This is a genomic window from Chimaeribacter sp. YP20170169 (assembly GCF_056739715.1).
In genome coordinates, this window is the sequence record NZ_CP176824.1 from 1,483,997 (window position 1) to 1,510,090 (window position 26,094).

Annotated in this window: 21 protein-coding genes and 1 pseudogene; 11 read left to right on the plus strand and 11 right to left on the minus strand. The window is 64.7% G+C overall.

Annotated features, from left to right (window positions below):
- Nucleotides 1-26: 26 nt before the first annotated feature.
- Nucleotides 27-1,304, plus strand: coding sequence for an oligosaccharide flippase family protein (locus ACK3SD_RS06560; RefSeq protein WP_481127181.1), 1,278 nt, complete (start codon nt 27-29; stop codon nt 1,302-1,304).
- Between the two features lie 182 nt (nt 1,305-1,486).
- Nucleotides 1,487-2,323, plus strand: a complete 837-nt coding sequence (locus tag ACK3SD_RS06565) for an ATP-grasp fold amidoligase family protein (protein WP_481127182.1) — start codon at nt 1,487-1,489, stop codon at nt 2,321-2,323.
- Between the two features lie 61 nt (nt 2,324-2,384).
- Here ACK3SD_RS06565 and ACK3SD_RS06570 read toward each other — a convergent pair whose 3' ends face one another.
- The 4 genes and pseudogenes from ACK3SD_RS06570 to ACK3SD_RS06585 all read right to left on the minus strand — a co-directional run bounded on the left by ACK3SD_RS06570 (nt 2,385) and on the right by ACK3SD_RS06585 (nt 5,741).
- Nucleotides 2,385-3,359 carry a nucleoside hydrolase gene (locus ACK3SD_RS06570; protein WP_481127183.1) on the minus strand — a complete coding sequence of 325 codons (975 nt, stop codon included), beginning with the start codon at nt 3,357-3,359 and terminating at the stop codon, nt 2,385-2,387.
- Between the two features lie 12 nt (nt 3,360-3,371).
- Nucleotides 3,372-4,727, minus strand: a complete 1,356-nt coding sequence (locus ACK3SD_RS06575) for a carbohydrate porin (RefSeq protein WP_481127184.1) — start codon at nt 4,725-4,727, stop codon at nt 3,372-3,374.
- A gap of 240 nt (nt 4,728-4,967) precedes the next feature.
- A pseudogene (locus ACK3SD_RS06580) lies at nt 4,968-5,186 on the minus strand (helix-turn-helix transcriptional regulator); the annotation flags it as partial.
- A 210-nt stretch (nt 5,187-5,396) separates the two neighbouring features.
- A complete protein-coding gene (locus ACK3SD_RS06585; RefSeq protein WP_481127185.1) occupies nt 5,397-5,741 on the minus strand; it encodes a hypothetical protein in 345 nt (114 codons plus the stop codon).
- Nucleotides 5,742-5,931: 190 nt separating this feature from the next.
- Between ACK3SD_RS06585 and ACK3SD_RS06590 the strand changes: the two genes are divergently transcribed.
- The 3 genes from ACK3SD_RS06590 to ACK3SD_RS06600 are packed head-to-tail and all read left to right on the plus strand — an operon-like array spanning nt 5,932 to nt 9,777.
- Entirely contained in the window at nt 5,932-6,423 is a 492-nt protein-coding gene (locus ACK3SD_RS06590) for a (2Fe-2S)-binding protein (protein ID WP_481127186.1), read from the plus strand.
- The gene (locus ACK3SD_RS06595; protein ID WP_481127187.1) at nt 6,420-7,367 is read left to right on the plus strand and encodes an FAD binding domain-containing protein; all 948 of its coding nucleotides are present in this window, start codon (nt 6,420-6,422) and stop codon (nt 7,365-7,367) included. Before ACK3SD_RS06590 ends, ACK3SD_RS06595 begins: the two co-directional genes overlap by 4 nt.
- Before the next feature lie 46 nt (nt 7,368-7,413).
- A complete protein-coding gene (locus ACK3SD_RS06600; protein ID WP_481127188.1) occupies nt 7,414-9,777 on the plus strand; it encodes a xanthine dehydrogenase family protein molybdopterin-binding subunit in 2,364 nt (787 codons plus the stop codon).
- Here ACK3SD_RS06600 and ACK3SD_RS06605 read toward each other — a convergent pair.
- Nucleotides 9,774-10,751: an XdhC family protein gene (locus ACK3SD_RS06605; RefSeq protein WP_137762806.1), complete on the minus strand. Its 978-nt coding sequence runs from the start codon at nt 10,749-10,751 to the stop codon at nt 9,774-9,776. The two genes, ACK3SD_RS06600 and ACK3SD_RS06605, sit on opposite strands and share 4 nt — an antisense overlap.
- A 151-nt stretch (nt 10,752-10,902) precedes the next feature.
- Here ACK3SD_RS06605 and ACK3SD_RS06610 point away from each other — a divergent pair, with 151 nt between their 5' ends.
- Complete coding sequence (locus tag ACK3SD_RS06610) at nt 10,903-11,463, plus strand: flavin reductase family protein (RefSeq protein ID WP_481127189.1); 561 nt, start codon at nt 10,903-10,905, stop codon at nt 11,461-11,463.
- Nucleotides 11,464-11,479: 16 nt separating this feature from the next.
- On the opposite strand, the gene ACK3SD_RS06615 is transcribed toward ACK3SD_RS06610, so the two are convergent.
- On the minus strand, nt 11,480-11,872 hold the full coding sequence (locus tag ACK3SD_RS06615; protein ID WP_481127190.1) for a VOC family protein: 393 nt from the start codon (nt 11,870-11,872) through the stop codon (nt 11,480-11,482).
- A 202-nt stretch (nt 11,873-12,074) separates the two neighbouring features.
- Here ACK3SD_RS06615 and ACK3SD_RS06620 point away from each other — a divergent pair, with 202 nt between their 5' ends.
- The 3 genes from ACK3SD_RS06620 to ACK3SD_RS06630 all read left to right on the plus strand — a co-directional run bounded on the left by ACK3SD_RS06620 (nt 12,075) and on the right by ACK3SD_RS06630 (nt 18,034).
- A complete protein-coding gene (locus tag ACK3SD_RS06620; protein ID WP_481127191.1) occupies nt 12,075-13,871 on the plus strand; it encodes a thiamine pyrophosphate-requiring protein in 1,797 nt (598 codons plus the stop codon).
- A 51-nt stretch (nt 13,872-13,922) separates the two neighbouring features.
- On the plus strand, nt 13,923-16,352 hold the full coding sequence (locus ACK3SD_RS06625; RefSeq protein ID WP_481127192.1) for a membrane-bound PQQ-dependent dehydrogenase, glucose/quinate/shikimate family: 2,430 nt from the start codon (nt 13,923-13,925) through the stop codon (nt 16,350-16,352).
- Between the two features lie 137 nt (nt 16,353-16,489).
- Nucleotides 16,490-18,034 (plus strand): methyl-accepting chemotaxis protein, encoded by a 1,545-nt coding sequence (locus ACK3SD_RS06630; RefSeq protein ID WP_481127193.1) that lies wholly within the window; start codon nt 16,490-16,492, stop codon nt 18,032-18,034.
- 39 nt (nt 18,035-18,073) lie between these two features.
- Here ACK3SD_RS06630 and ACK3SD_RS06635 read toward each other — a convergent pair whose 3' ends face one another.
- A complete protein-coding gene (locus ACK3SD_RS06635; protein ID WP_168195820.1) occupies nt 18,074-18,469 on the minus strand; it encodes a YgiW/YdeI family stress tolerance OB fold protein in 396 nt (131 codons plus the stop codon).
- 350 nt (nt 18,470-18,819) lie between these two features.
- On the opposite strand from ACK3SD_RS06635, the gene ansP reads away from it, so the two are divergent.
- Nucleotides 18,820-20,289 (plus strand): L-asparagine permease, encoded by a 1,470-nt coding sequence (ansP, locus tag ACK3SD_RS06640; RefSeq protein WP_481127194.1) that lies wholly within the window; start codon nt 18,820-18,822, stop codon nt 20,287-20,289.
- Nucleotides 20,290-20,349: 60 nt separating this feature from the next.
- Here ansP and ACK3SD_RS06645 read toward each other — a convergent pair whose 3' ends face one another.
- The 3 genes from ACK3SD_RS06645 to ACK3SD_RS06655 are packed head-to-tail and all read right to left on the minus strand — an operon-like array spanning nt 20,350 to nt 24,429.
- Nucleotides 20,350-21,519, minus strand: a complete 1,170-nt coding sequence (locus tag ACK3SD_RS06645) for a hypothetical protein (RefSeq protein WP_481127195.1) — start codon at nt 21,517-21,519, stop codon at nt 20,350-20,352.
- A gap of 10 nt (nt 21,520-21,529) precedes the next feature.
- On the minus strand, nt 21,530-23,674 hold the full coding sequence (locus ACK3SD_RS06650; protein WP_481127196.1) for a hypothetical protein: 2,145 nt from the start codon (nt 23,672-23,674) through the stop codon (nt 21,530-21,532).
- Nucleotides 23,560-24,429 carry a hypothetical protein gene (locus tag ACK3SD_RS06655; RefSeq protein ID WP_481127197.1) on the minus strand — a complete coding sequence of 290 codons (870 nt, stop codon included), beginning with the start codon at nt 24,427-24,429 and terminating at the stop codon, nt 23,560-23,562. The genes ACK3SD_RS06650 and ACK3SD_RS06655 overlap by 115 nt, the downstream gene beginning before the upstream one ends.
- Nucleotides 24,430-24,647: 218 nt before the next feature.
- Here ACK3SD_RS06655 and ACK3SD_RS06660 point away from each other — a divergent pair, with 218 nt between their 5' ends.
- Nucleotides 24,648-25,283: an NUDIX hydrolase gene (locus ACK3SD_RS06660; protein ID WP_481127198.1), complete on the plus strand. Its 636-nt coding sequence runs from the start codon at nt 24,648-24,650 to the stop codon at nt 25,281-25,283.
- Here ACK3SD_RS06660 and ACK3SD_RS06665 read toward each other — a convergent pair.
- Entirely contained in the window at nt 25,280-26,047 is a 768-nt protein-coding gene (locus ACK3SD_RS06665) for an SDR family NAD(P)-dependent oxidoreductase (RefSeq protein WP_481127199.1), read from the minus strand. The genes ACK3SD_RS06660 and ACK3SD_RS06665 overlap by 4 nt on opposite strands.
- Nucleotides 26,048-26,094: the final 47 nt, after the last annotated feature.

Below are 26,094 nucleotides of genomic sequence, written 5' to 3' on the forward strand. Positions count from 1 at the left end.
GTTCCACTTTAAAAGGAAGTTAGAGCATGGGCCTGAATAAGATTGGAAGAAATTCCATCTGGATGATGCTGGAAAAGATCATCTCTATATTTGGACTTTTTTTCGTCACCTCTTATGTCGCCAAATATATCGGCCCGTCACTGTTTGGTGAACTCTCGTTGGCGGTGGCAATCTTCCAGATTGTCCAGATTGTCTCCCAAATGGGCGGCGACAATATTATTTTCAAGCGCGTCAGTAAAAATCCCGACTCCGGCGTCAGGTTGATTCGCTCCTCATTCCTGATGCGGCTGGCGGTATATGTGGCCATCTCCGTGGCGGTGCTGGGTTATTTCTATACCGTGGATGACACCACCTCGTTTATTTTCTGCATCGCGGTCTGTATTGCCAGCTTCTTTACCACGCTGGATGTCTACGCGATTTACAATAACTCGCAGCTACGCTCCAAATATAACACTATCTCCAACGTGATTGGTCTGGGGATTGGTCTGGGCATCCGCTACCTGATCGCCCTAATGCAGTGGGACCCGGCGCTGCTGGCGATCCCGATTGTGCTGACCACCGCCATCCCGTTCTTTATCCGCCGCCACGACTTTATCACGCGCAGCGCCAGCGTCACGATGATGGGGCGCAACTGGAAGAGTGCCGCCAAAAAGTACTCCAAATATATGATCATGTCGGGCAGCAGCATTGTGCTCTCCAGCATCTCGGTGGCGATCTACACCCGCATTAACCAGATCTTTATCTCTGATTTTCTCGGCAGTTACCAGCTGGGCATCTACTCGGTGGCGCTGACGCTGGCGACTGCCTGGACCTTTGCGCTGGCCTCAATCATCACCTCCTTCTACCCCTCCATCTATGCTGATACCAACGATCGCACGGCGATGGCGAAGGCGGTCAAACTCAACCGCATCGTGTTCCTCTGCTCGGCGCTGGTTATTGCCGGCTTCGCGCTGTTTGGCCGGCAGGCGATCGCGCTGCTGTATGGCGCACAGTATGCGGCGGCCTACCTGCCAGCGCTGATCCTGAGCGTGGGCACCATGCTCTCGCTGATGGGCTCCATTGCCTACCGGTATGTCATCAAATATTCCGGCTTCTCCTACCTGTCGAAAAAGATGTTCCTGATCCTGGCATTCAGTTTGCCGGTCTCCTACCTGCTGATTAAGCAGCATGGATTAATTGGCGCATCCGTCAGCGTGGTATTGGTAGAGCTGCTCTCCCTGACCGTCATGAACTATTTCTTCAAGAATGGACTGATCGTTAAATTGCATATTGGCAGTATCGGTTTTGCCTGGGGCGCTAAATGACCTAATCCTGCTGAAGGCCGGTTGTCTCCCGGCGCTTTATCAGCCTTTTGCCACAGTGATACACCGCCTTTTCCAAAGGGGGCGGTGGGCTTTTACCTAAACATCTTACCAGGATGGAATTTCAGATGAAAAAAATAGCCAGATTGATTTTTAATAAAATGCCGTGGTCGGTCAGGGATAACGTGGAGTTTTATCGGCGCTTTGGCCGTTTCCCCAATATTTCACAGCCCAAGTCCTTTAATGAGAAAGTGATTCACCGTAAGCGCTACGCCTGCCTGAGTGATGAAAACTTCCCGATGCTGGCGGATAAATATCGTGTACGCGAGTATGTGGCGAAACGGGTGGGTGAAGAGTACCTGATCCCGCTGCTGGCCCATTATGATGACGTCCAGCGCTTTTCCCAGGATATTGGCACACTGGAGAACTGTGTGGTCAAGCCAAACCATGGCGCGGGCATGGTCAAACTGATTAGCCACAAGCCGCAGAAGCAGGAGGCGGATGAGATTGTGCGAGAGGCCGCGCGCTGGCTGAAAACCGACTTCTCCAAGACCTGTGGCGAGTACCACTACAGTAGAATCGATCGCAAAATCTTGGTGGAAAAACGCCTCGGTAACGGTGTCTCCGCCCTGAAGGACTATAAATTCCACCTGTTCCGCCAGCCGGACGGTTCCATCTTCTATGTGCTGCAGCTGATCGACGATCGTTTCGAGGGTGAGCTGTCGAGGACGTTTTACGTCAACGAGCTCTCCACGGTCTACTCCGGGAAAAATGCCCTCGACAGCCAGCTGATGCCCTTGGTGGAGAAGGGGCTGGCGCTGAGCATCGAACTGCTGGGCTACCTCGAGTACGCGCGCGTGGACTGGTACATCGACGGCGGCAAACTCTATTTCGGCGAGATCACCCTGACCCCGGCCGCCGGCTTCGGCACCGGCTACGGTGAGACGCTCGACAGCCTGATGGGCGACAAGTGGCACCTGCAAGCGCCGCAGGCCCGCCCGCGTGAGGCCGAGTTCGCCTGATCGGCTCGTTGTTCCCGTGACACGCTCCCCGGCCACCCGGCCGGGGAGCATCCAGCCCTCGCTACTCCCCATACGCCAGCGCCAGCTTGGCGAAGAGATCCTCCAGCACAAAGTGCGGGTCAATCTGCTCATAGACACGGATCTGCCGCGTGGCACTGCCGGGCGCGTAGCTCAGGTCGTCGTTGAGCACCGGGGCCGGACGCATACGGTATTGGTACTCGTGGTCATCCAGCAGCAGGCCGATGGCCGGGTTGTCGCCCAGCACCCACACCTCGCTTTTCGGCCACGGCACATGCTTGATGCGCTGCGAGGCCCATGCATTGAAGTCGAGCATCTGCTGGAACAGGTAGCGGCCGGGCGCGCCCTGTGGCTTGACGCGCAGCGCCAGTTGCGCCAGCGAGACGCGCATCGACATGTAGACATTGTGCGGCACCTGCCACAGCGCCACCGGGGAGCGGAACAGTTCGGCGGCGGCGCGCGGGTCGTTGTAGAGGTTGTACTCCCAGCCGCCGGCCGGGTAGGGGTTGCCGCCAATCCAGATCACCGTCAGGTTGCCGGCTATCGACGGCTCGGCGCGCAGCGCCAGTGCAATGTCGGTGGCTGGGCCAAGTACCAGCACAAACAGCGGGCGGCTGTCGGCGCGCTGCGCTTCCTCAATGATCGCCCGCGCGCCCTCGCTCAGCGGCGGGGCGGTGTCACCCAACGGCTGTTGCGCGCCGTGGAACAGCGGCACGTCGGCCTTCATCACTGCCAGCAGCCGTTGTAGCTCCAGATAGCTCTCTGGCATGGTGGGCTGGTGATTGCCCAGCATCGCGGCGGTGCGGCTGTAGTGGGCGGCAATCAGCCCGCGCACCTCGAACGTCGGCGTCAGCAGCGCGTGGGCGACGGCAAAGTCGTCATCCGCCTCGTTTTTGGCGTCGCTGCTGATCATCACCCGCACCTGCTTGGCCGGGTCGGGGGTGAAGGGCAGCGGCCGGCCGGGGGTGGCGGAGGCGGCGGTGACCAGCAGGGTCAGTAACAGCAGAATGATGCGCATCGTTATCGCTCCTTAGAATGAGATCACGGTTTTCAGGCCGGTGACCCAGGCGTCCTGTGTCTCACGCACGCCGCCGGGGTGGTGCCAGTACTGGATATCCGGTTGCAGTTCCAGCCAGTCGAGCGGGCGGAAGCGGTAATAAAGTTCGGCGTTGATCGACTGGCCGGGCAGCGGGCTGTAGAGGGCATTGCCGTAGTCATCCACGCCGCGCACCTGATTGAGGTAGGCGAAGTTGCGGGTGTAGTGGTTGCTCATCTCGATATAGCTGACGCCGAAACCAATCCAGTCATTGGGGCGCGCGTCGAACAGGCCACGGTAGCGCAGCGAGGCCGAGGTGGTGGTGTGAATATAGGTGCTGCGCGGATCGCCGACGCCCAGACTCCAAGAGAGGCTCAGGCCGCGGTTGGGATCGCCCGCGCGCTGCGTCACCTGCTGGTTGAAGCCGCTGTAGAGGAACCAGGTGCGGCGATGGATGCGGTAGCCCTCCGGGTCGGTCGCGCCAGCGTCCTGGCTCTTGCCGCTGTAGAGATCGGCCAGCGGCGCGTTGGTGAACAGCACGCCAAGGTTATAGACTCCCGGCAAACCGTTGAGGTGCGGGCGCGCCTCCAGCTCTACCGGTAGCAGGAACCCCTGACTGCCGCGCGTTGACCAGCTCCAGGCGTGGCTGCGCGAGGCGGCCTCCGGGTTCTGCTCCATGATGCCGCCCTTGAGCGTCAGTTCAGGCGTCAGACGGTACTCCAGCGTGGTGCCCCAGGTGTGCACATTCCAGTTGTTCCAGGTAAGCGAGTTGGCCGACTTGCCGCCGCACTGCGACAGCATCTGGAAGTCGCAGGGGATGATTTGGTCAAAGGTCTGCACCTTGTTCATCATGCCGATGCGCCAGGTGAGCCGCCGGTCATCAAAAAAGCTGCGGGCGAAGGTCAACCAGCCGAGCCGGGTGATGGACTGGCCGCCGTAGCTCTCCTGCGACAGGTCGTTAAAGCTGACGCGCGGATCCTGCAACCGCTTCATGGTCAGGTTGTCATTGTGGTTGCGGTTGACGATGTTGCCCTCCAGACGCGCATCCGGGATGCCGGTGTAGCGCTCCAGATCCTGGGTAAAGGTCAGCGAGAACTGGTCGATGTAGGCGGCGTGGTCATCGTGGTTGTAACCGCCGCCAGCGTTGTAGGCCAGCTGGCTCAGGTAGCCGAGCTGGTAGTGGAAGCCGAGGTCGGTCAGCAGCGGGCGGACGCCAAGCATCTCGCCGAGCAGCGGCGCGGGCGGCGGCTCGAAGCCGAGCACCATGCCATTCCAGTCGGGGTCATCGGCCAGCGCCGGGGCGGCGGCCAGCAGCAGTGGGAGAAGCAGGGCGACAGAGGATTTTTTCATTATCGTGGCCTTGGTCAGGATGAAAAAAAGGCAAAGCGATCCCGGGCCGCGTGGGCAGCCGTTAAACAGGGGCCGTGCCGAAGGGGGGCAAAAAAAAACCCAGACCGCCAATCCCTTAAGTAAGGGAGGGGCGGTCTGGGTTTTGCCTGCGGTGCAGTAGCAATCCGTCGGCGGCAATCATTTATCAGCTGAATGGGTTTGGCAAGCCGCCGCCGCCGGATTCGTGATACTGGTCGCGGTTTACCCGGCCAGTGGCAGCACCGGACAGCGCGGGGCGATGCGCTCCTGCGAAGGGGGCACGCCAAACAGCCGCTTGTAGGAGGAGGTGACGTGGGAGGCGTTGCTGAAGCCGCACAGGAAGGCGATATCGGTGATCGGCATCTCGGTTTCGCGGATCTTCACCCGCGCGGAGAGCAGCCGCAGCCGCTTCAGGTAGGCCTCCGGCGTCAGCCCGTCGGCCACCCGCGGCGCCCAGCGGGCACGCCTGTCGATGGCACTCTTCTCCGGCCAGTTCCTCGCCTCTTTCATGCCCACCCAAGGCGGCGGTGCCTTCTGGCTGGCCGCCACCGCCATCCTGCCGGGGCGAATACAGGGTTAACGTAGACCCCATGCTGAAAGGTGGGGCGTAGGGCGGGCGCGGGAATACAGGGGAGGGAGCGCGCCTGACCCTTACGCCTCGTCCAAACCGCTGGCCAGCTCATCCAACGCAATCTCGCGCGATGGCGCGCCCTCCAGCGACTCGTTCAGCTCCTCACTCAGATCCGGCAGGCTGGTGAACTGCCCATCCAAAAACAGGAAGGTCAGCTTGCGCTCCACGTCGGCCAGCAGCGCATTGGCATCGGGCAGGCCGTGGCCTTCGGTCTTATCGCCGTCCAGCAGATAGTGCAGGCCATCCGGCTCCTGCTCCACCAGCCCGAGGTCAATCAGGTGCTGGTCACCGTTGCGCGCCAGCACATGGTTCTCCGCCAGATAGAGGGTGTAGTAGCGGCGCGGGTTTTGGTCAGGGTGTGCCATGGGTAAACTCCGTTGTCAGGGGTAAATCTATGATTGTAGTGCAAGGATCGCCTCCCCGGCGGGCAGGAAATGTCCGCTTACGCCGGGCGGACTGGCTCTCTGCTGATTTACCGCAATACTTATAGGGGTAAAAACCCTTACTGGCGACAGGCCCGGCCTGCCGCCTTTGTGTATTGACCAGGAGGCCATCATGGCGCAGCAACAGCCTTTACGGCTCAGGATCAACGGCGAGGAGATTGCCCTTACCCTCGACTCACGCGTCACCCTGCTTGACGCCCTGCGAGAATATGCCGGGCTGACCGGCGCGAAAAAGGGGTGCGATCAGGGGCAGTGCGGTGCCTGCACCGTTCATGTCAACGGCGAGCGGGTGCTGAGCTGCCTGACGCTGGCCGCCCAGGCGGAGGGGCAGGAGATCACCACCATCGAGGGGCTGGCCGCCCCGGACGGCACCCTGAATGCGGTGCAGCAAGCCTTTTTGGCCCATGATGCCTTCCAGTGCGGCTACTGTACGCCGGGGCAGATCATGTCGGCAGTGGCCTGTATCCGCGAGGGGCACGCCGGCTCTGACGAGGAGATCCGCGAATACATGAGCGGCAACCTCTGCCGCTGCGGTGCCTACACCCACATCGTCGCCGCGGTACGTGAGGCGGCCGAGACCCTGACCCACGGGAGGCCGGCATGAGGGCATTTGACTACCAGCGCGCCAGCGACCTTGACGCCGCGCAGCAGGGGGCTAATCAGCCCGGCACGCGTTTTTTGGCGGGCGGCACCACCCAGATTGACCTGATGAAGTGCGAGGTGGAGCGCCCGGCGCGGCTAGTGGATATCAGCCACCTGCCGGGGCTGGACGCCATCCACATCACCCACGACCATCTGCTGCTGGGCGCACTGGCGAAGATGAGCCACGTCGCTGACCACCCGCAGGTGCGTGACGCCGCCCCGGCGCTGGCCGACAGCCTGTCGCTGGCCGCCTCGGCGCAACTGCGCAACATGGCGACGCTGGGCGGCAACCTGTTGCAGCGCACCCGGTGCAGCTACTTCCGTGACCCGCAGGGCTACCGCGCCTGCAACAAGCGCCAGCCCGGCTCCGGCTGTGCCGCGATGGATGGCGTCAACCGCAACCATGCGGTGCTCGGCACCAGCGCCCACTGCATCGCCACCTATCCCGGCGATCTGGCGGTGGCGCTGACCGCCTTTGACGCCGAGCTGCACCTGCGTGCGGTGGATGGCGCGGTGCGCCAGGTGCCGATCTCAAGCTTCTTCTGGCTGCCCGGCGATCGGCCGGACATTGAGCATGACCTATCGCCCGGCGAGCTGATCACCGCGATTGAGATCCCGGCCAGCGCCGCCCTGCGCCGCTCCCACTATTTGAAGGTGCGCGATCGCGCCTCCTATGAGTTTGCCGCCGCCAGCGCCGCCGTCGGGCTGGATCTGGCAGAAGATGGCCGCACCATCCGCGAGGCGCGTGTCGCACTTGGCGGTGTGGCGACCGTGCCGTGGCGCGCCCGTGAGGTGGAGCAGGCGTTGCAGGGCCAGCCGCTGGAGGAGGCGGTGCTGCGCCGCGCCGCCGAGCTGGCCACGCAGGGGCGGTCGCCCACGCCCACAACGGCTACAAAATCACCCTGATCCCGCGCGTCATCGCACGCGCGCTGATGACCGCCGGAGGCCTGGCATGAGCCATACCGATCAACCGCGCCGCGAGCTGGAAGCCGGCGCTGAGACCCTGACCCCGCCAGCTGCCGCCAGCGAAACCCTGACGCCGCCGGCCCCGACCCAGACACCGGCCCGCCCGCTGGAGGCGCTGGGCGAAAAGCGCCCGCGTCTGGAGGGCAACCTGAAGGTGCAGGGCGCGGCGCGCTACGCCTTTGAGCACCAGCCTGAGGATCTGCTGTTCGGCGTGGTGGTGAACGCCACCGTGCCGCATGGCCGCATCACCGCCATGCACATCGAGGAGGCGAAACAGGCCCCCGGCGTGCAGGCGGTGCTGACCCACCTCGACAAGCTGGAGCTCAACCCCGGTACGCCGTTTAACAGCGGCGGCGCGGCGGCCGCCAAATATGTGCCATTGCAGAGCGAGGTGGTGCGCTGGAACGGCCAGCACATCGCGCTGGTGGTGGCGGAGACGCTGGAGCAGGCCACTGAGGCCGCCGCGTTGGTGCGGGCCGAGTACGCGCCAGAGCCAGCGCTGATTGACCCGGATGACCCGCAGGCGCGGCCGGAGCCGGTGGAGGCGCTGGACGTCGAGTGGGGGCAGGCGCATCAGGCGATGGCGGCCGCACCGGTGCGGGTGCATGGCGTCTACACCACGCCGCGCGAGTACAACTCGCCGATTGAGCTGCATGGCTGCATCGCCCAGTGGCAGGATGAGATCCTGACGGTCTGGGAGCCGAGCCAGTGGGTCGGCGGCGAGCGCAACACCATCGCCGAGTGGTTCGGGCTGGAGGTGGAGCGGGTGCGGGTGATCTCGCCCTACGTCGGCGGCGGGTTCGGCTGCAAGGCCACGCCGCACGGCCATGTAGCGCTGGCCTGCCTCGCCACCCGCCTGCTGCACCGCCCGGTGAAGGTGGTGCTGACCCGGCCGCAGACCTTCACCGGCTACGGCGGGCGGCCGCGCACCCATCAGGCGCTGTCGTTGGGCGCTGACCACGACGGCAAGCTGCTGGCGATTGTCCATGATGGCTGGAACGAGACGTCGATCGAGGATACCCACCAGGAGCCGAGCAACTCGGTGACGCCGCTGATGTACGCCTGCGACAACGTCTTCTCGCGCCACCGGCTGGTGCGGGTGCACACCGTCAACCCCGGCTGGATGCGCGCGCCGGGCGAGAATCCCAGCACCTACGCGCTGGAGACGGCGATGGATGAGCTGGCGCACGCGCTGGCGATGGATCCGCTGGCGTTGCGGCTGCGCAACTGGGCCGATCAAGACCCGCAGGAGAAGCTGCCGTGGAGCAGCCGCCGCCTGCGCGAGGCCTATCAGGCCGGGGCCGAGGCCTTCGGCTGGGCGCAGCGTGACCCGGCACCGCGTTCCATGCGCCGTGGGCGCGAGCTGGTGGGCTGGGGCATGGCGGCCGGTACGTACCCGGTGCACCGCACGCCGGGCGAGGCGCGCATCATCGTTGACCGCCACGGGCAGCTGACGGTGCAGAGCAGCGGCGCGGACATCGGCACCGGCACCTACACCATCTTGGCGCAGACCGCCGCCGAGGTGTTGCAGGTGCCCTCCTCGGATATCAAGGTGGAGCTGGGCGACACCCGCCTGCCGCGCGCGCCGGTGGCCGGTGGCTCGCAACTGGCGAACCTGCTGACCGGCGCGGTGCACAAAACCGCGCTGAAGGTACGGGAGATGCTGGTGAACCTGGCGGTCACCACGCCCAACTCGCCGTTGCAGGGCCAGCCGCCGGAAGCAGTGACGCTGGCGGCCGGTGGGCTGCACGCCGACGGGCGTACCGTCAGCTTCGGCACCCTGCTGGCGCTGGCGAACCACGATGAGCTGGTGGTGCATCAGGACACCTTCGAACCGGACGCCACCGAGCAGGATCGTGACACCGCGGACCGCACGGCCACCCTGATGAAGGGGGCGACCGATGTGAATGGCGTCTCCGCCCACAGCTGGTGCGCCCACTTTGTCGAGGTGGCGGTGGATGAGGATTTCGGCACCGTGCGCGTGCGGCGGGTAGTGAGCGCCTTCGACTGCGGCCGGCTCTACAACCCGACGCTGGCAGAGAGCCAGTGGATTGGCGGCATCGTGATGGGCATCGGTCAGGCGCTGCTGGAGGAGGGGATGGTGGACCCGCGCGACGGGCGCATCCTCAACGCCAACCTGGCTGACTATCTGGTGGCGGTCAACGCGGACATCCCAGAGATCCAGACCATCAACGTCGGGGAGCCAGACCCGCTGGCGAGCGCGCTGGGCGGCAAGACCATCGGCGAGGTGGGGATTGTCGGTGTGGCGGCGGCGATCAGCAATGCTGTGTTCCACGCCACCGGCAAGCGGGTACGTGACCTGCCGATCACCCTCGACAAACTGCTCTAACCCCCCAGGCCGACGTGGCGGTTCTTGTGCGCCACCACGTCGGCCATCACGGCCAGCGCGATCTCGGCTGGCGTCTTGCTGCCAATATCCAACCCAATCGGCGCATGTACCCGCGCCAGCTCCTGCTCGGTCAGCCCGGCGATGCGTTGTAGCCGCTCACGCCGGTTGCGGCTGTTTTTCATCGATCCCATCGCGCCAATATAGAACGCCTCGGTCTGCACCGCCTCCATCAGCGTCAGGTCATCCAGCCGGGGATCGTGGGTCAGCGCCACCACCGCCGTCTGGGCGTGGCAGCCACCCTGTTCAATGAACTTCGCCGGGAAACGCCGCTCCAGCAGCACCCCCTCCGGCAGCTGCGGCGCGAGGTTTTCCAGCTCCTCCTCACGCGGCTCGCACACCACCGTCTCGAACCCCAGCGCCACCGCAAAACCGGCGCAGTAGAGCGCCACCGGCGACAGGCCAGCGACAATCAGCCGTGGCGCGGCGGCGATATGCAGCGTCAGCAGGTCGCCGTCACGCGCCACGCCGGTGGCCGGTGGCTGGTCGCTCAGGGTGAGCGCATGGCAGGCACCCGGCAGGCGCAGGGATTTGGTCAGCGCGCCGTGACCAGCCAGCGCGGTGGCAAGCTGCCCCAGATAGTGGGCGCTGTCGGCGTTGCACGGCAGGTACTCAATCAAAATATCCAGCACCCCGCCGCACGGCAGCGCGCGGTTAGGCGTCAGGCCGCCGTCGCCGTAGCGCACCACCTGGCTGGGCTGGCGGAACTCACCGGCGCGCAGCCGGGCGATGAAGTCCTCCTCCACGCAGCCGCCGGAGAGCGAGCCGCTGTAGCGGCCATCGGCGGTGGCGGCCAGCAGCGCGCCGGGCGAGCGTGGCGAGGAGCCGAAGGTGGCGAGCACGGTACACAACCACACCGGCTGGTGGCCGATCCACGCCTGCGCCTGGCGTGCGACCGACAGATCAAGACTTTGCATAGGCCATCCTGTTGATTCATTGGCGGGTAAAGGAGGGTTAATTATGGTTGCGGTTGGCGGAAAGGGAAATGCCGGGCCGCACTTTGCAGCCACGGCGGTTTTCGGCTAAGCCTAAGGGGCGGCGGCGGGCCGCGTATTGAAGGAGCCTGTGATGCCACGCCATCCCCATAAAGCGGCCTTCCCGGTGAGTGAGGCGCGCCGTTACCTGGAGCCGGGGCCGATTGTGCTGCTCTCCTCCTGCTGGCAGGGCGAACGCAACATCATGACGCTGGGCTGGCACACCATCCTGGCCTTCACGCCGTCGCTGGTGGGCTGCATGATCGCCAGCGGCAACCACAGCCACGGCCTGATCCGCCATAGCCGCGAGTGCGTGATCAACCTGCCGACCACCGCGCTGACCGACACCGTGGTCGGCATCGGCAACACCAGCGGCACGGATCTGGATAAGTTCGACCACTTCCACCTCACCGCCCGGCCCGCCACGCAGGTGGGCGCACCGCTGATTGACGAGTGCCACGCCAACTTCGAGTGCCGGCTGGTGGAGGACGCGCTGGTCAAACGCTACAGCTTCTTTGTGTTTGAGATCGTGCAAGCGCACGTCGCGCCGACCCCCAAACACCCGGAGACCCTGCACTACACCGGCGACGGGGTATTTATGGTCGCCGGTAAGGTAATCAGCCGCCGCGGGCTATTTCGGCCGGAGATGCTGTAGGGGGGGTGAATTATGCTCAGGCTGGCGGCCAGGGCCGCTGTTGCAGCACCGTGCGGTAGCCGTCCGGGTCGAGGTAGGTGCGCCCGGCGGCGTCCCAGTAAGGGTTGAACGCCGCCACCGGCTGGAAGCCCGCTTGCATCATGGCAGCGCCGCGCGCCTGCCACTCGGCGACGTCAGGCACATAGAGCACCAGCAGATCCTCCGCGCCCGGCCCCGGTATCACCGGATGGTGCTGGCAGTGGGTAAACTCCAGATGCCAGGCCGCGCCGGGGTAGCCGAGCATCACGCCGCTGAAGCCCTGATGGTCACGAAACTCGCCCAACACCGCCAGCCCAAGGCCATGCTGGTAGAGTGCGCGGCTCTGCGCCAGGTCGCTGACCGGCCGGGCGATACGCAGGGTAGGGATCATTCTGTCTCTCCATGATGGCTGTTTTCCTCAACCTACCACGGTTTTTCTGCCCATTGTCATGGTGTGTTTAGACACACTCCCTTACGCATTCCGCAGGTGGCCTTCGGCCGGGCCGCGACGCAGGCTGGCGCTAAATACACTATGTTTAAGGCTCATCAATGGGCTACGGCCCGGTGGAGTGGCCAGCAGAGGAGGAGCGACGATGGCGAAACTGACAAGCGATTTTATTGTGGAGCGGCTGAAGGCGTGGGGTGTGACGCGTATCTATGGTTACCCCGGCGATGGCATCAATGGCGTGCTGGGGGCATTGCAGCGTGCCGAGAAAAAGGGGGAGGGGATCGAGTTCATTCAGGTGCGGCATGAGGAGATGGCCGCCTTTATGGCGACTGCCCACGCCAAGTTCACCGGCGAGCTGGGCGTCTGCCTCTCCACCGGCGGGCCGGGCGCGACCCATATGATCACCGGGCTGTATGACGCCAAGCAGGACCACGTGCCGGTGCTGGCGATCATCGGGCAGGCGGAGAGCACGGCGCGCGGCGCGCACTACCAGCAGGAGATCAACCTCGACCGCATGTTCATGGACGTGGCGGACTTCGTGCAGGAGGCGGCGGCCCCGGCGCAGGTGCGCCATCTGATAGACCGTGGCGTGCGCATCGCCGTGGCGGGCAATGGCGTCACCGCGCTGGTGCTGCCGAAGGATGTGCAGGATGAGCCGTGGGAGGAGCCAAAACAGGCGCACGGCTTTACCCGATCCGGCGCGGGCTACCGTCGCCCGGATGTGGTGCCGCACCAGATTGACCTGCAACAGGCGGCGGATCTGCTCAACGAGGGGCGCAAGGTAGCCATGCTGATCGGCGCGGGCGCGCGCGGAGCGGCGGATGAGGTGATCATGACGGCGGAGGCGCTCGGTGCCGGGGTGGCGAAGGCGCTGCTCGGCAAGGATGTGCTGCCGGATGACCTGCCGTTCGTCACCGGCTCTATCGGCCTGCTCGGCACCAAGCCCTCCTCTGACATGATGGCGGAGTGCGACACCCTGCTGATGATCGGCACCGGCTTCCCGTGGGGCGAGTTCCTGCCGAAGGATGGGCAGGCGCGTGCGGTGCAGATTGACATTGATCCAGGAATGCTCGGCCTGCGCTACCCGGTCGATGTCAACCTGCACGGCGACGCGGCCGCCACCCTGCGCGCGCTGCTGCCGCTGCTGAAGCACAAGCAGGATCGCCGCTGGCAGGATGGCCTGACCAAGCAGATGGAGGCGTGGCGCGAGACGCTCAAGGATCGTGCGATGGCCGAGGCCAAGCCGGTCAACCCGCAGCGCGTGGTGTGGGAGATGTCGCCGCTGCTGCCGAACAACGCCATTGTCACCTCGGACTCCGGCTCCTGCGCCAACTGGTTCGCGCGGGACTATCAGGTGAAGGCCGGGCAGCGCGCCTCGCTCTCCGGTGGGCTGGCGTCGATGGGCGCGGCCGTGCCCTATGCCATCGCCGCCAAGTTCGCCCACCCGGATCGCCCGGTGGTGGCGCTGGTGGGCGATGGCGCGATGCAGATGAACAACATGGCGGAGCTGATCACCATCCAGAAGTACTGGCGTCGCTGGGCCAACCCCTGCCTGATCATCTGCGTGTTCAACAACCAGGATCTTAATCAGGTCACCTGGGAGCAGCGGGTGATGGAGGGCAACCCGCGTTACCCGGCCAGCCAGTCACTGCCGGATGTGCCCTACGCCCAGTTCGCCAACCTGCTCGGCCTGAAGGGCATCTTTGTCGATGAGCCGGAGTCGCTCCAGCCCGCGTGGGCCGAGGCGCTCAGCTCCGACCGCCCGGTGGTGCTGGAGGTGAAAACCGACCCGGAAATCGCGCCGCTGCCGCCGCACATCACGCTGCAGCAGGCGAAATCCTTCACCTCGTCGCTGATCAAGGGTGACCGGGGGGCAGGGCAGGTGATCGCGGACACCGCCCGCCAGTTAATCAATGAAGTGTTGCCGCACAAAGAGAAGTAAACAATAACCCGCCGGCCATGACCGGCGGGATACACCATAAGGGATGGAGCTATGTTTCGCAGATGGTTTACCTTGCCTGCCCTCACCGGGGCGGTCATTACCCTGCTTGGCTTGGCGTACCTGCTGCCCGGCGGCTGGCTCGCCTGGCTGGGCGGCACCTGGTACTACGTGATTGCCGGGCTGGCGCTCATCGCCAGCGGCGTGCTGGTGGTGCGCCGCCGCCGCGCCGGGCTGTGGCTCTACCTGCTGGTGTTTGTCGCCAGCATCGTGTGGGCGATCTCTGAGGTGGGGCTGGATGGCTGGCGGCTGATGCCGCGGCTGTTCGCCCCGGCGCTGCTCGGCCTCTGGTGCTGTATGCCGTGGGTTACCCGCCCGCTACAGGGCGGCCGTGGGCAGGCGTGGGGCAGTGCGGCGGTCTACCTGCTGGTGGTCGCAGGCATCTTCTGGGGCGGCTGGCACATCAGTGACACCCGCTTCGTGCACCCGGAATCGCTCACCCTGACGCCGCCGCCCGCCAGCGACGCGCCGGGGGAGAGCGAGTGGCGTTACTATGGCCGTACGCCGGCCGGCGATCGCTACTCGCCGCTGGCGCAGATCACGCCCGCTAACGTCAGCAAACTGCAACCGGCGTGGGCGTTCCACACCGGCGACCTGCCGCGCGAGGGCGAGGCCAGCGCCGGGCGCGAGTTCAATGATGAGGTGACGCCGATCCACGTCGGCGACCGCCTCTATATCTGTACGCCGCACCGTGAGGTGATCGCGCTCGATGACACCAGCGGCAAGGAGCTGTGGCGCTTCAATCCGCACGCCGATACCCAGGCCAACTCCTATCTGGCCTGCCGTGGCGTAGCCTATTACGCCACGCCAGCGGCCAGCGCCCCGGCCAGTGGCGCGCCGCAGCCGGGCGACTGCCCGCGCCGCATCCTCACCACCACCAGCGACGCGCGTCTGGTGGCGCTGGATGCCGACAGCGGCAAGCCCTGCGCCTCCTTCGGCCAGCAGGGCTACGTCAGCCTGACCGACCAGATGGGGCCGGTGCCACCGGGCTTCCACTTCATTACCTCGCAGCCGATGGTGATGCATGACCGCATCGTGCTGGGCGGCTGGATCTATGACAATCAGGCGCAGGGCGAGCCGTCAGGCGTGGTGCGCGCCTACGATCCGCGCAGCGGCAAACTGGCGTGGGCCTGGGATCTCGGCAAGCAGAACCCGACCGCGCCGTTGCAGCCGGGCGAAGAGTATACGCGCGGCACGCCGAACGGCTGGGGCACCTACACCGCCGACCCGGCGCTGGGGCTGATCTACATCCCGCTCGGCAACGCCACGCCGGACTACTATGGCGCGAACCGTCGGCCGTTCGACGACCGCTACTCCAGTTCGCTGGTGGCGCTGGACGTTGACAGCGGGCAGGAGCGCTGGCACTTCCAGACCGTGCACCATGACGTCTGGGACTTCGACGTGCCGATTGGGCCATCGCTGGTTGACCTGCCCGGCCCGGATGGCCAGACCATTCCGGCACTGGTGCAGACCACCAAGATGGGCCAGCTGTTTATGCTGGATCGCCGCACCGGCAAGCCGCTGGCGAAGGTGGAGGAGAAACCGGTGCCGACCTCGCCGTCGCTGCCGGGTGAGCGCCTCTCCACCACCCAGCCCTACTCAACCGGGATGCCTTCGCTGGCACCGCCGGATATCACCGAGCGTGACATGTGGGGCGCGACGCCGATTGACCAGCTGATCTGCCGCGTGCAGTTCCGCAGCTACCGCTATCAGGGGCAGTACACCCCGCCAGCGCTTGGCACCAGCATCGCCTATCCGGCTTTTGATGGCGTGCTGGACTGGTATGGCGCGTCGATTGATCCGGTGCACCACCTGCTGATCGCCAACACCAGCTACATCCCGTTCACCATGGAGCTGATGCACAGCGAAGAGGCGATCAAGCAGGGGCTGATGAAACCGTGGGCCGGCTGGCAGAGCAAGCAGCCCTATCCGAAGCCGAAGGAGTTTGCCGTCGGCCCGCAGTACGGCACCCCCTATACGGCAGTGGTCAAGCCGTGGCTGACCGCGCTGCGCGCGCCATGCAGCGCGCCGCCGTGGGGCAAGCTGGTGGCGATCGACCTGAAGACGCGCCAGATCGCCTGGGAGCGCCCGGTCGGCACCACCCGCGACATGAACGTCTTCGGCACCCACACCAACGCGCCGCTGCCGACCGGCATCTTCTCGATGGGCGGCAACATCGTCACTGGCAGTGGGCTGATCTTCATGGGGGCGACGGCAGACAACTACCTGCGCGCCTTTGATGAGGCGAGCGGCAAGGTGCTGTGGGAGACGCGCCTGCCAGCCGGTGGGCAGGCCACGCCGATGACCTACCGTGGCAAGGATGGCCGCCAGTACGTGGTGATTGCCGCTGGCGGCCACGGCGGCCTCGGCACCGAACCCGGCGATGCCATCATGGCTTACGCGCTGCCCAACACGCAGGGCTGATAGAGAGAGGGAGCCGCTGGCTCCCTTTTTTATCGCCGCCTGCCCGCCCTAAAGTTTTACTGGCCGCTGCCGAAAACAGGTTGTTTATTTTTGACGGAATCGGGGCCACTGCCCCGACACAGCGAACAGGAGTTCCCATGCGTCATAACCAGCCCGTTACCCAACGCGACTACCCCTTCCCGGACGATGCGACCTTGATGTCCACCACCGATACCCAGAGTCGGATCCTCTATGCCAACGATGCCTTTATCAACATCAGCGGTTTTGAGGCCGAGGAGCTGACCGGCGAGCCGCACAATCTGGTGCGCCACCCGGACATGCCGCCGGAGGCGTTTGCTGACATGTGGGCGACGCTGCAACAGGGCGAGCCGTGGACCGGGCTGGTGAAGAACCGCCGCAAGTGTGGCGATCACTATTGGGTGCGCGCCAACGTCAATCCGGTGATCCGCAATGGCCGGTTGCTGGGCTACATGTCGGTGCGCATCAAGCCGACGCCAGAGGAGGTGCACGAGGCCGACGCACGCTACCAAGCAATGCGCGAGGGCACGCTAAAAAACCGGCGGATGCACAAGGGCGTGATGCTGGTCACCGGCCTTGGCCGCTGGCGCTCCGTCCTGAAGGTGATGCCGCTGCGCTGGCGCATCCGCTCGCCGCTGCTGGCGCTCTGGCCGTTGAGCCTGCTGGGTGCCGGGGCGCTGGGGCTGGGCGGCGTCGGGCTGCTCGGCTTTGCCGGGGTGATGGCACTGCTGCTGGCGCTGGTGAGCGCCTGGCTGGAGGCACAGATCGCCCGGCCGATGGCGCGGGTGTGCCAGCAGGCGATTGACGTGGCGACCGGTGCGAACTACCGCGTGGATCATCTGGATCGGGTGGATGAGATTGGCATGACGCTGCGCGCCATTGGCCAGCTTGGCGTGATGTTCCGCTGGCTGGTGGATGATGTCAGCCATCAGGTGCAGACGGTGCGCCACGCCAGCGATGTGCTGGCCGAGGGCAATGAGGAGCTAAGCCGCCGCACCGACCAGACCGCCGCCAACGTCGAGCAGACCTCCGCCACCATGCACCAGATGACCGCCACGGTGCGCAGCAACACGGCCACCGCTGGCGAGGCCAACCAGCTCTCCAGTTCGGCCAGCGCTGCGGCGGAGCGGGGCGGTGACTCGATGAGCGAGATCGTGCGCATGATGGAGGAGATTGCCGAGAGTTCGAAGAAGATCGGCACCATCACCGGCGTAATTGACAGTATCGCCTTCCAGACCAACATTCTGGCGCTCAACGCGGCAGTCGAGGCGGCGCGCGCTGGCGAGCAGGGCAAGGGCTTTGCCGTGGTGGCTGGCGAGGTGCGCAATCTGGCGCAGCGCAGCGCCACCGCCGCCAGCGAGATTAAGACGCTGATTGACGCCAGCGTCGGCAAGGTGCAGTCAGGCTCGCGCCAGGTGAATGACGCCGGTGACACCATGGAAGATATCGTCAGCCAGGTGAGCAACGTCACCGCACTTATCGCGCGCATCAGCGCCGCGACGGCGGAGCAGGGCACCGGGCTGGATGAAGTGGGCCGGGCAGTGAAGGAGCTGGAGCGCATCACCCAGCAGAACGCGCAGCAGGTGCAGGAGAGCGCGATCTCCTCGGCGCGGATGAAGCAGCAGGTATCAAGGTTGGGGCAGGCGCTGAGCGTGTTCCGCTAGCCAGCAACTTGGGGGGCGGACGCCCCCCGGTCAGGCAGGTTACTGCTTCTCCAGGTGCTCCACGGCTACCATCGTGCTGTTGCCTTTGTGTTTCACCCGGCCACTGATCATCACCAGATCCTCTGGCGTCACTTCGTCGCCGTTCCAGCGCTTCTCATCAACCTGGATGTTGATGGTGCCGGTCTTGTCGCGGAAGTGGTACTGGTTGGTGCCGGACTCCTTGGTGATGTAGCCCTCCAGCGTCACCCACGCGTCCTCGTGCATGGTGCGCGCCAGCTCAATGGTCGCGCCACGCGCATCCTCGGTGCCACGCAGGCCGCTATCATGCTTCTCCTGCGGCGGGGCAGTGCCTTCGGCCTTAAAGCCGCCATTATCTTCGGCAAATGCCGGCAGGGTCATCAGGGCCAATAGCGCAGCAATGGTCATCTTTTTCATCGGGTGCTCTCCTTGGTCTGCGTCTGGCACGGCCCGACGCTTGTTATGCTTATCTCTAAGCATGGCACAAAGTCCCTGTTTTGCCAGACAAAGTGCGGAAGGCTTCCCGCACTTCTCCCGTACTTGCAACTCTAATTATATGAATATGTGGCATCACATAAATAATCACGATTTATGAATGAGGATTTTTTGCCTCTCACCGCGAGAACAGGTAGGATTCACCGCCGTATTACCGCGTCATCGCGACGGCAACACAACAAAAGAGTAGAGATCGGGCGCTTGCCCACCTGTCATTGGCAAACGGTTGCCTGGCAGGGGAGAGCGCTGGCAGACAGGAAATTAGGATATCAATGAAAGCACATAAGAAATCCGAGAGTACGCGCCATGCCGCCAAGCGCCGCTGGCTGGAATCTCACGAGGACGGCTACCACAAGGGCATGGGCAACCGGCAGGTACAGATGATCGCCATTGGCGGCTCCATCGGCACCGGGCTGTTTTTGGGTGCTGGCGCACGCTTGCAGATGGCCGGGCCGTCACTGGCGCTGGTCTACGCAGTTTGTGGGCTGTTCTCCTTCTTCATTCTGCGCGCGTTGGGTGAGCTGGTGATGCACCGCCCGACCAGCGGCAGCTTCGTCTCCTACGCCCGTGAGTTTTTGGGTGAGAAAGCCTCGTTTGTCGCGGGCTGGATGTACTTCCTCAACTGGGCGATGACCGGCATCGTGGACATCACCGCCGTGGCGCTCTACATGCACTACTGGGGCGCGTTTGCCGATGTGCCGCAGTGGATGTTCGCGCTGGGCGCGCTGGCGATTGTGGTCACCATGAACATGGTTGGCGTGAAGTGGTTCGCCGAGATGGAGTTCTGGTTCGCGCTGATCAAGGTGGCGGCGATTGCGCTGTTCCTGATTGTCGGCACCATCTTCCTCGGCACCGGCAAGCCGCTGGATGGCAACACCACCGGCCTGCATTTGATCTCGGACAATGGCGGGCTGTTCCCGCATGGCCTGCTGCCCGCGCTGGTGCTGGTTCAGGGCGTGGTGTTCGCCTTCGCCGCTGTGGAGCTGGTCGGCACCGCCGCTGGCGAAACCAAGGATCCGAAGAGTGTGCTGCCGAAGGCGATCAACAGTGTTATCTGGCGTATCGCGCTGTTCTACGTCGGCTCCATCGTGCTGCTGGTCTGCCTGCTGCCGTGGAACGCCTATCAGGCGGGCCAAAGCCCGTTCGTCACCTTCTTCAGCAAGCTGGGCGTGCCTTACATCGGCAGTGTGATGAACATCGTGGTACTGACTGCGGCGCTCTCCAGCCTCAACTCCGGCCTCTACTCCACCGGGCGTATCCTGCGCTCGCTGTCGCAGGGTGGCTCCGCACCGAAGATCATGTCGAAGATGAGCAGCCAGCAGGTGCCGTACGTCGGCATCCTGATCACCGCCTGTGTCTATGTGGTGGGCGTGGTGCTCAACTACTACGTGCCGACGCAGGTGTTTGAGATCGTGCTGAACGTGGCGTCGCTGGGCATCCTTAGCTCTTGGGGCTTCATCATCGTCTGCCAGATGCGCTTCCGCAGTGAAGTGAAGAAGGGCCACGTCGAGGATGTCTCCTTCAAGATGCCGGGCGCGCCTTTTACCTCCTGGCTGACGCTGGCGTTCCTGCTGGGCGTGCTGGTGCTGATGGCGTTCGACTACCCGAACGGCACCTACACCGTGGCGACCCTGCCGATCATCGGTATCCTGATGGCGGTGGGCTGGGCTGGCCTGCGTAAACGCGCGCATGAGATCAATGCTGAGAAGCAGGCGCACGAAGAGCAGCACCTTCCCAGCTAATCGGACGTGCACTCTCCCGAACGGGCGGCCAACTGGCCGCCCGTTCTGTTTTATGCGCCGTCAAAAGCCCGGTGACAGGGTCAGGCCGCCGAGGTTGGCGGCACTGCCCACCGCGGTCTGGGCGGTGCGCATGATCTGCGGCAGGAAGGTGGAGAGCGCGGCGGCCACCGCCGTACCTTGGGCGATCATCGCCTCGGCGCTGGCGGCCACCGCCAGTTCACTGAGCAGTGCGGCGGCGGAGCCAGCAATCAGCGGCGCCAGATAGATCGCCAGCGCCACCACCGCCACCATCGCGACCCCCGCCGCCAGATAGCCGAGCAGCTGCTTCAGGTCACTGCGGTTCTGCTGCCAGTACTGGGTATACTCCTGCACCGGCAGCAACTCCAGCCGGGCATAGGCGCGCTTGCGCTGCTCCAGCCACTGCCGCATCTTGATGAACACCTCAGAGGGCACCTTGGCCCCCTCGATCGATGCCTCATGGTAGGTGTAGAGGATCAGGCCGCGTGCTGGCATCTCTGGTGGCTCGTTGACCGCGCCAAAGAAGGGCATCGGCCGGTACTGGTAGGTGCTGCCAAAGCAGATCCAGCGGTAGCGGGTGGCGGCGGTGGCGCTGCCAGCCTGCGGGAACAGCGGCACGATAATCAGCGGCGGCGGGATGATCCACGGCGAGCCATCGGCCTGAAAAGTCCTCGGGAAGGCGCCAAGCTGGTTTTTGCGCAGCAGCGTCTCCTCCAGCAGGGTCTTCACCGGCCCGCGCAAAATGGCGAGCTTGGGCTGCAGATCCTCCTTGATGCACTTCTCCGCCTCTTTGAAGGTGGTGATCTCCAGCAGTTCGCAGACGATGGTGCGCCGTGGCACGTCCAACGCCAGCCCCAGCACATCCGGCCGCAGCGGGTTGCCCTGTTTCAGGTCGCCGGGCGCGGCAGATTTGGCGATCTTCTCGCGGTTGGCCTTGGTGCGCGCATAGTAGTTGCGCATCTCCGGGACGATATGCTTAAGCGCCAGATCCAGCAGCGGGTCGCCGGTGCCGACCCACTGGTACTCGGTTTCAAAAAAGACCTCGCTAATGGTGTAGCGCTGCCGCAAATTCTCGCGGTAGAGGGCGCTGGCGTAGGCCTGGGCAATGGTCGGCACCGACGAGCCGCGTGGCACCGGTTTGGCGAACCCGCCGCACAGGGCATCAAAGGCCGGGCCGTCCAGATTGCGCCCGTCATCTGGGATCTCGCTCATGCCGCGCTCCTTACAGCGTCACCGGGTAGGTGGGCAGGCTGCTGTCCGATTGCAGCCACACCAGCGTGGTGGGCAGGGTGAAATCCCAGCTGTGGGCGGCCTTCGGCTCCAGCGGCGTTGCGCCGGAAAGGTCATCGGTCTGGAGGCGGATCTCATAGGCGATGGATTTGAACTCCGGTTCATCCAGCGTTGGCGGTTGGCCGCCGCCCCACAGCTTGCCCTCCACCGTCTGGCCCGGCAGGTTTTTTTGCAGGAAGTAGAGCACCGCTTCGCTGTACTCCAGCGGCACCGGCACCACCACCCGCGCCGCGCCAGATTGCAGGAAGTGGGCGAACAGCGGGTCGTTATCGGTGAGGTTGCTCAACGCGAGCCAGTTGGCCTTGCGCGCCCAGAAGTAGGGGTAGAAGAGGTAGGTCATCTGCGTCCACTCAAACGCCTGCTCAAAGAACTGGATGTAGCGCCCCTCAGCCAGCGCCTCCAGTGGTTTCAGCTCCGGCAACTGGGCGGGGATGTCAGTGGGGCGGGTCATGGCGTTGAACTGGTTATAGTGCTGGCCGGTGAGCATAGTGATGCAGAGTTTTTTCAGCTCCCCTTTCTCAATCTCGCGGTTGGCGGCCGGGTTACGCCCCTCAATCACCACGGCGGCAGCCTGCGCCTCCGCCTGTGCCACCTTCTGCTCGTAGGCGGTCTGCAACGCCTGCCAGGCAGTGCGGATCTTGTCGAAGGCGGTGGCCTGCCATGTCTGGTATTTGGCCGGGGTGCGCAGGCAGTTGGCCGCGACGTTAATTGCATAAGCATTCACATCATAGCCAGCGATGCTGATCACCAACGTGCCCTTGGGTGCCAGTGGCTCATCGGTCAGGTTCAGGAAATCGACCGGCACGAAGCCGCTGGTGGCCTGCGCGCTGCGCATGGCGTGGCTGTTGTCCAGCCAGTGCCAGCTCCACTCGCCCAGCTGGAAGGTGAATTGGGGAAAATTGTGCCACAGCAGCGCGCCCTGCACGGTGAACATCTGCAACACATAGCCATCCGGCACGATCAGCTCCTTGGAGGATTTGGAGAGCGTGACGCCATCGACAATGCCGCTCTGTTCCAGCGTGGCGGAGACGTAGGCCCACACCGGCGGCGGTGGCTCGACGCTGGCGCTGTAGCGGCCAGCGAAGATGTGGTAGTTGTCCTCGGTGATGTCCGCTGGCGTTAGCTCGTTGCCCGCCAGATCGCGGAACGGCGTGGGCGGCGATAGCCCGGCAATCGCCCGTTTCTGCTGCGAGGCGCGGTAGTAGGCAGCCGGTTCCGGCACGATGAACTCCAGCATCAGCCGCTTGCCGTAGTTGTAGAGCTGGGCATGGTACTTCTTGTCTACCCAGCGGTAGACGCCGGTGATATTGCCGTCGCCCGCCTTGTTGTCGATGCCGTGCTTGTTGATCTCCTCCACCTCATGGAAGGTCTTGTCGGTGCGTTCGCTTTTCACCCGCTTCTGCACCTTGCTGATGGCGCGATCCACCACCTCATGGGCGAAGGTGCTGCTGTTTTTGTTGGACTCCTCACTGGCCGTCTTGTAGGCGAAATCGCCCTTGGCGGTGATCTTCACCGGCCCAAAGCCGCTGCTGACCGTCACCCCGGCGCTGACGTTCATCTCTTCGTTGAGACTCTTCTCCGCCTCCTTTTTCAGCTCAAAGCGGTCGGTGGATTGGGTGTCGCGCTCCGCCTCCTGATTGTCCTCCTCGGACTGGAACAGAATGGTTTCGCTGCGATCCAGCATCCGATGGCTGCGTTCGCGGAACTCGCCCTGCAACACGTTCTCAATGTGCGCCACCTCGCCGGGCTGGTAGGCCACCAGCTGCTGCTTCACCACAATCAGATCGCCGATGCCCAGCGGCCGCAACCGGCCGGACATATCAACGTCCGCCGCCGTCTCCTGCGCCGGGAACTCGACTATCGGCGGCTTAAGGCCGGGGATCAGCGTGCCGATCTCGGTGAAGCCATACTCGCCCACCAACTCGCGCACCGCCTGTCCCTGATTGGCGAGCACCTGCTGGGTCAGGCCGGTGAGGTGCTGTTGCAGCACCCGGTTGGCCTGCGGCAGGCTGCTCTCATCGTTGAGCGACAGCTTGCCAAGCAGGGCGCGCGTCGCCGTCGGCGGCTGCTCGGCCATTGCCTCGCCGAAACGCACCAGATTGGAGAGCAGCAGCTGCTGGCTGGCGCCCTGTCCCGTTTGCTGCGCGGCCAGCGGTTTGCGCGGGATCTCGGTGCGCGTGGCGGCCAGCAGGCGGCGGGTGGCGGCGTACTCCTCAAACAGCGGGCGCAGCCGTGTTTTCTCCTGTGACAGCGGCGACGGTTCGGTGGGCGGGGCGGCGGCGGTGGGGTGATGAACTCATGCAGCCCCGCGTAGATCAGCGGCCGCGCCAGCAGCGCCTCCCGCGCCGCCTGCACGTCCGGCAGTTGTTGCGCCTGATAGCGCTGCAAAAAGTGCAGCAGTTGCAGCGCGGCGGTGGGCGTCGCCATCTGGCGGCCGGTGTCCGCGCCAGCCAGCCAGGCGGCATAGAGCAGGTCAAAGGCTTGCCCGGCGAGCATCTCCGGCTTCTGGCCGCCCAGCAGCTCCTCCGCGCCGCCGGCCTGCTCGAAACTGGGCAGTGGGTCGCTGGCTGGTTGCGCCCGGTAGTCGGCCAGCAGCCGGTCGCGCCCCTCCTCCAGCGGCACTAGCGCCGCCCAATCGGCCTGTTGCAGGAACTCCCGCGCCCTCTGCGGTGAGGCGAGCGTGCGCGCCAGCACCTTTAAATGGCGCTGCCCCTCGTCGGTGTGGGTGCGGGCATCGTCAATAAAGTGCCGGGCGCTGCGCGGCGGGGTGATCAGGTCGGCTGGGCGCACTGCCACAAACTTAAAGATGTCGCTGATGATGGGATCGGCCATGACGACGCCTCACGGGGTAGCAGGGAGAAATCCTGGGTTGCACGGCTCCTCGGGAAAGCGTAGCAGCCCGATTTGCCGCTGCCCGGCGAAGCGGCGCATCGCATGAGTTCTGTTTATGCGAAAGGCGGGGGTGGAGGGGCAGGTGGAAAAAAAAGCATTTGAGCCAGTAGGGGTTCCATGCTGTTATCAGGGCTTTCCCTCGCCATAAGGAGTATGCCATGACTGTTTCCCATGAAAATAATTGGTTGCGCCAAGCCAAGAAGCTGCACGCCATCGCCTCCACTGGGTTGCACTACTGCCGTGATGAGTTTGACCGCGAGCGCTATCAGGAGATCGCGGAGATCGCCCGCACCATGCTGGCGGAGATCACCGATGTGCCGATCAATCGCATTGAGGGCATCTACGCCGACAGCGGGCGCGGCTACACGACGCCCAAGGTGGATGTGCGTGCGGCGATCATTGAACAGGGCAAAATTGTGCTGGTGCGCGAGCGGCTGGATGGGCTGTGGACGCTGCCGGGCGGCTTCGCTGAGGTGGGGCTGTCGCCACGGGAGAACGTGGTGAAAGAGGTGCGCGAGGAGGCGGGGGTGACGGTGGAGGTGCAGTCGCTCTACGGCATCCGCCACAAGGCGAAGCACCCCTACACCCAGGATATCCTCGACTACTACAAGCTGTTTTTCCTCTGCCGCCGCGTGGATGCCACCCCCTACCGCGCCAGCGGCGAGACGCTGGAGGTCGGGCTGTTCGCGCCGGATGACCTGCCGCCGCTCTCTACCCAGCGGGTGATTGCGGCGGACATCCTTGACGCCTTCAGCTATGCCCTTAGCCCGACGCCTTTGGTCATCATTGACTAGCCCTGCCGCGCCCCCGGCGCGCCCGCCGGGGCGCCGGTCAGGCCGCCATCCACCACCAGCTCCTGCGCCGTGACATAGGCGGCGTCATCAGAGGCCAGATAGAGCGCCGCCTGCGCCAGATCCCACGCCTCGCCCATCCGCGCCAGCGGCGTTTGCGCCACAATGCCCGCCTCCAGCCGCGCCATCGCCTCCGCCTCGCTGGGCCAGATGGGGGTGCGCGTCGCCCCCGGCGTCACCTGATTGACGCGGATGCGGCGCGGGGCCAGCTCGGCGGCCAGTACCCGCGTCATGGCGCGCACCGCCCCCTTGGAGGCCGCGTAGGCGCTGAAGCCCGGTGCCCCCAGCGTGGTGTGCACCGAGCCATTCAAAATGATGGAGCCGCCGTCGCGCAGGTGGGGCAGCGCCGCCTGCACCGTCAGGAACACCCCGGTGACGTTGGTTCGCAGGATCGTCTCAAAGTCGGCTGGCGCGGTGCTGCCCAGCGGCGTCGGCGCGGCGATACCGGCGTTGGCAAACACGATGTCCAGCCCGCCAAACTGGCTGGCGATGGTCTCCAGCGCCTGCGCCAGTGCATCCGCGTCCTGCGCGTCGGCGCTCAGTGCCAGAGCGTCTGGCCCCAGCGCGGCCGCCGCCTGTGCCAACGTCTCCGGGTTGCGCCCGGTAATCGCCACTTTCGCCCCCTGTTCAACAAACAGTTTGGCGGTCGCCAGCCCAATGCCACTGTTGCCGCCGGTGATCAATGCCGTTTTGCCTTGCAGTCTCATGGTGGTGCCCTCTGGGTTTATGGAGGAAACCAGAGGAGTGTTACGCC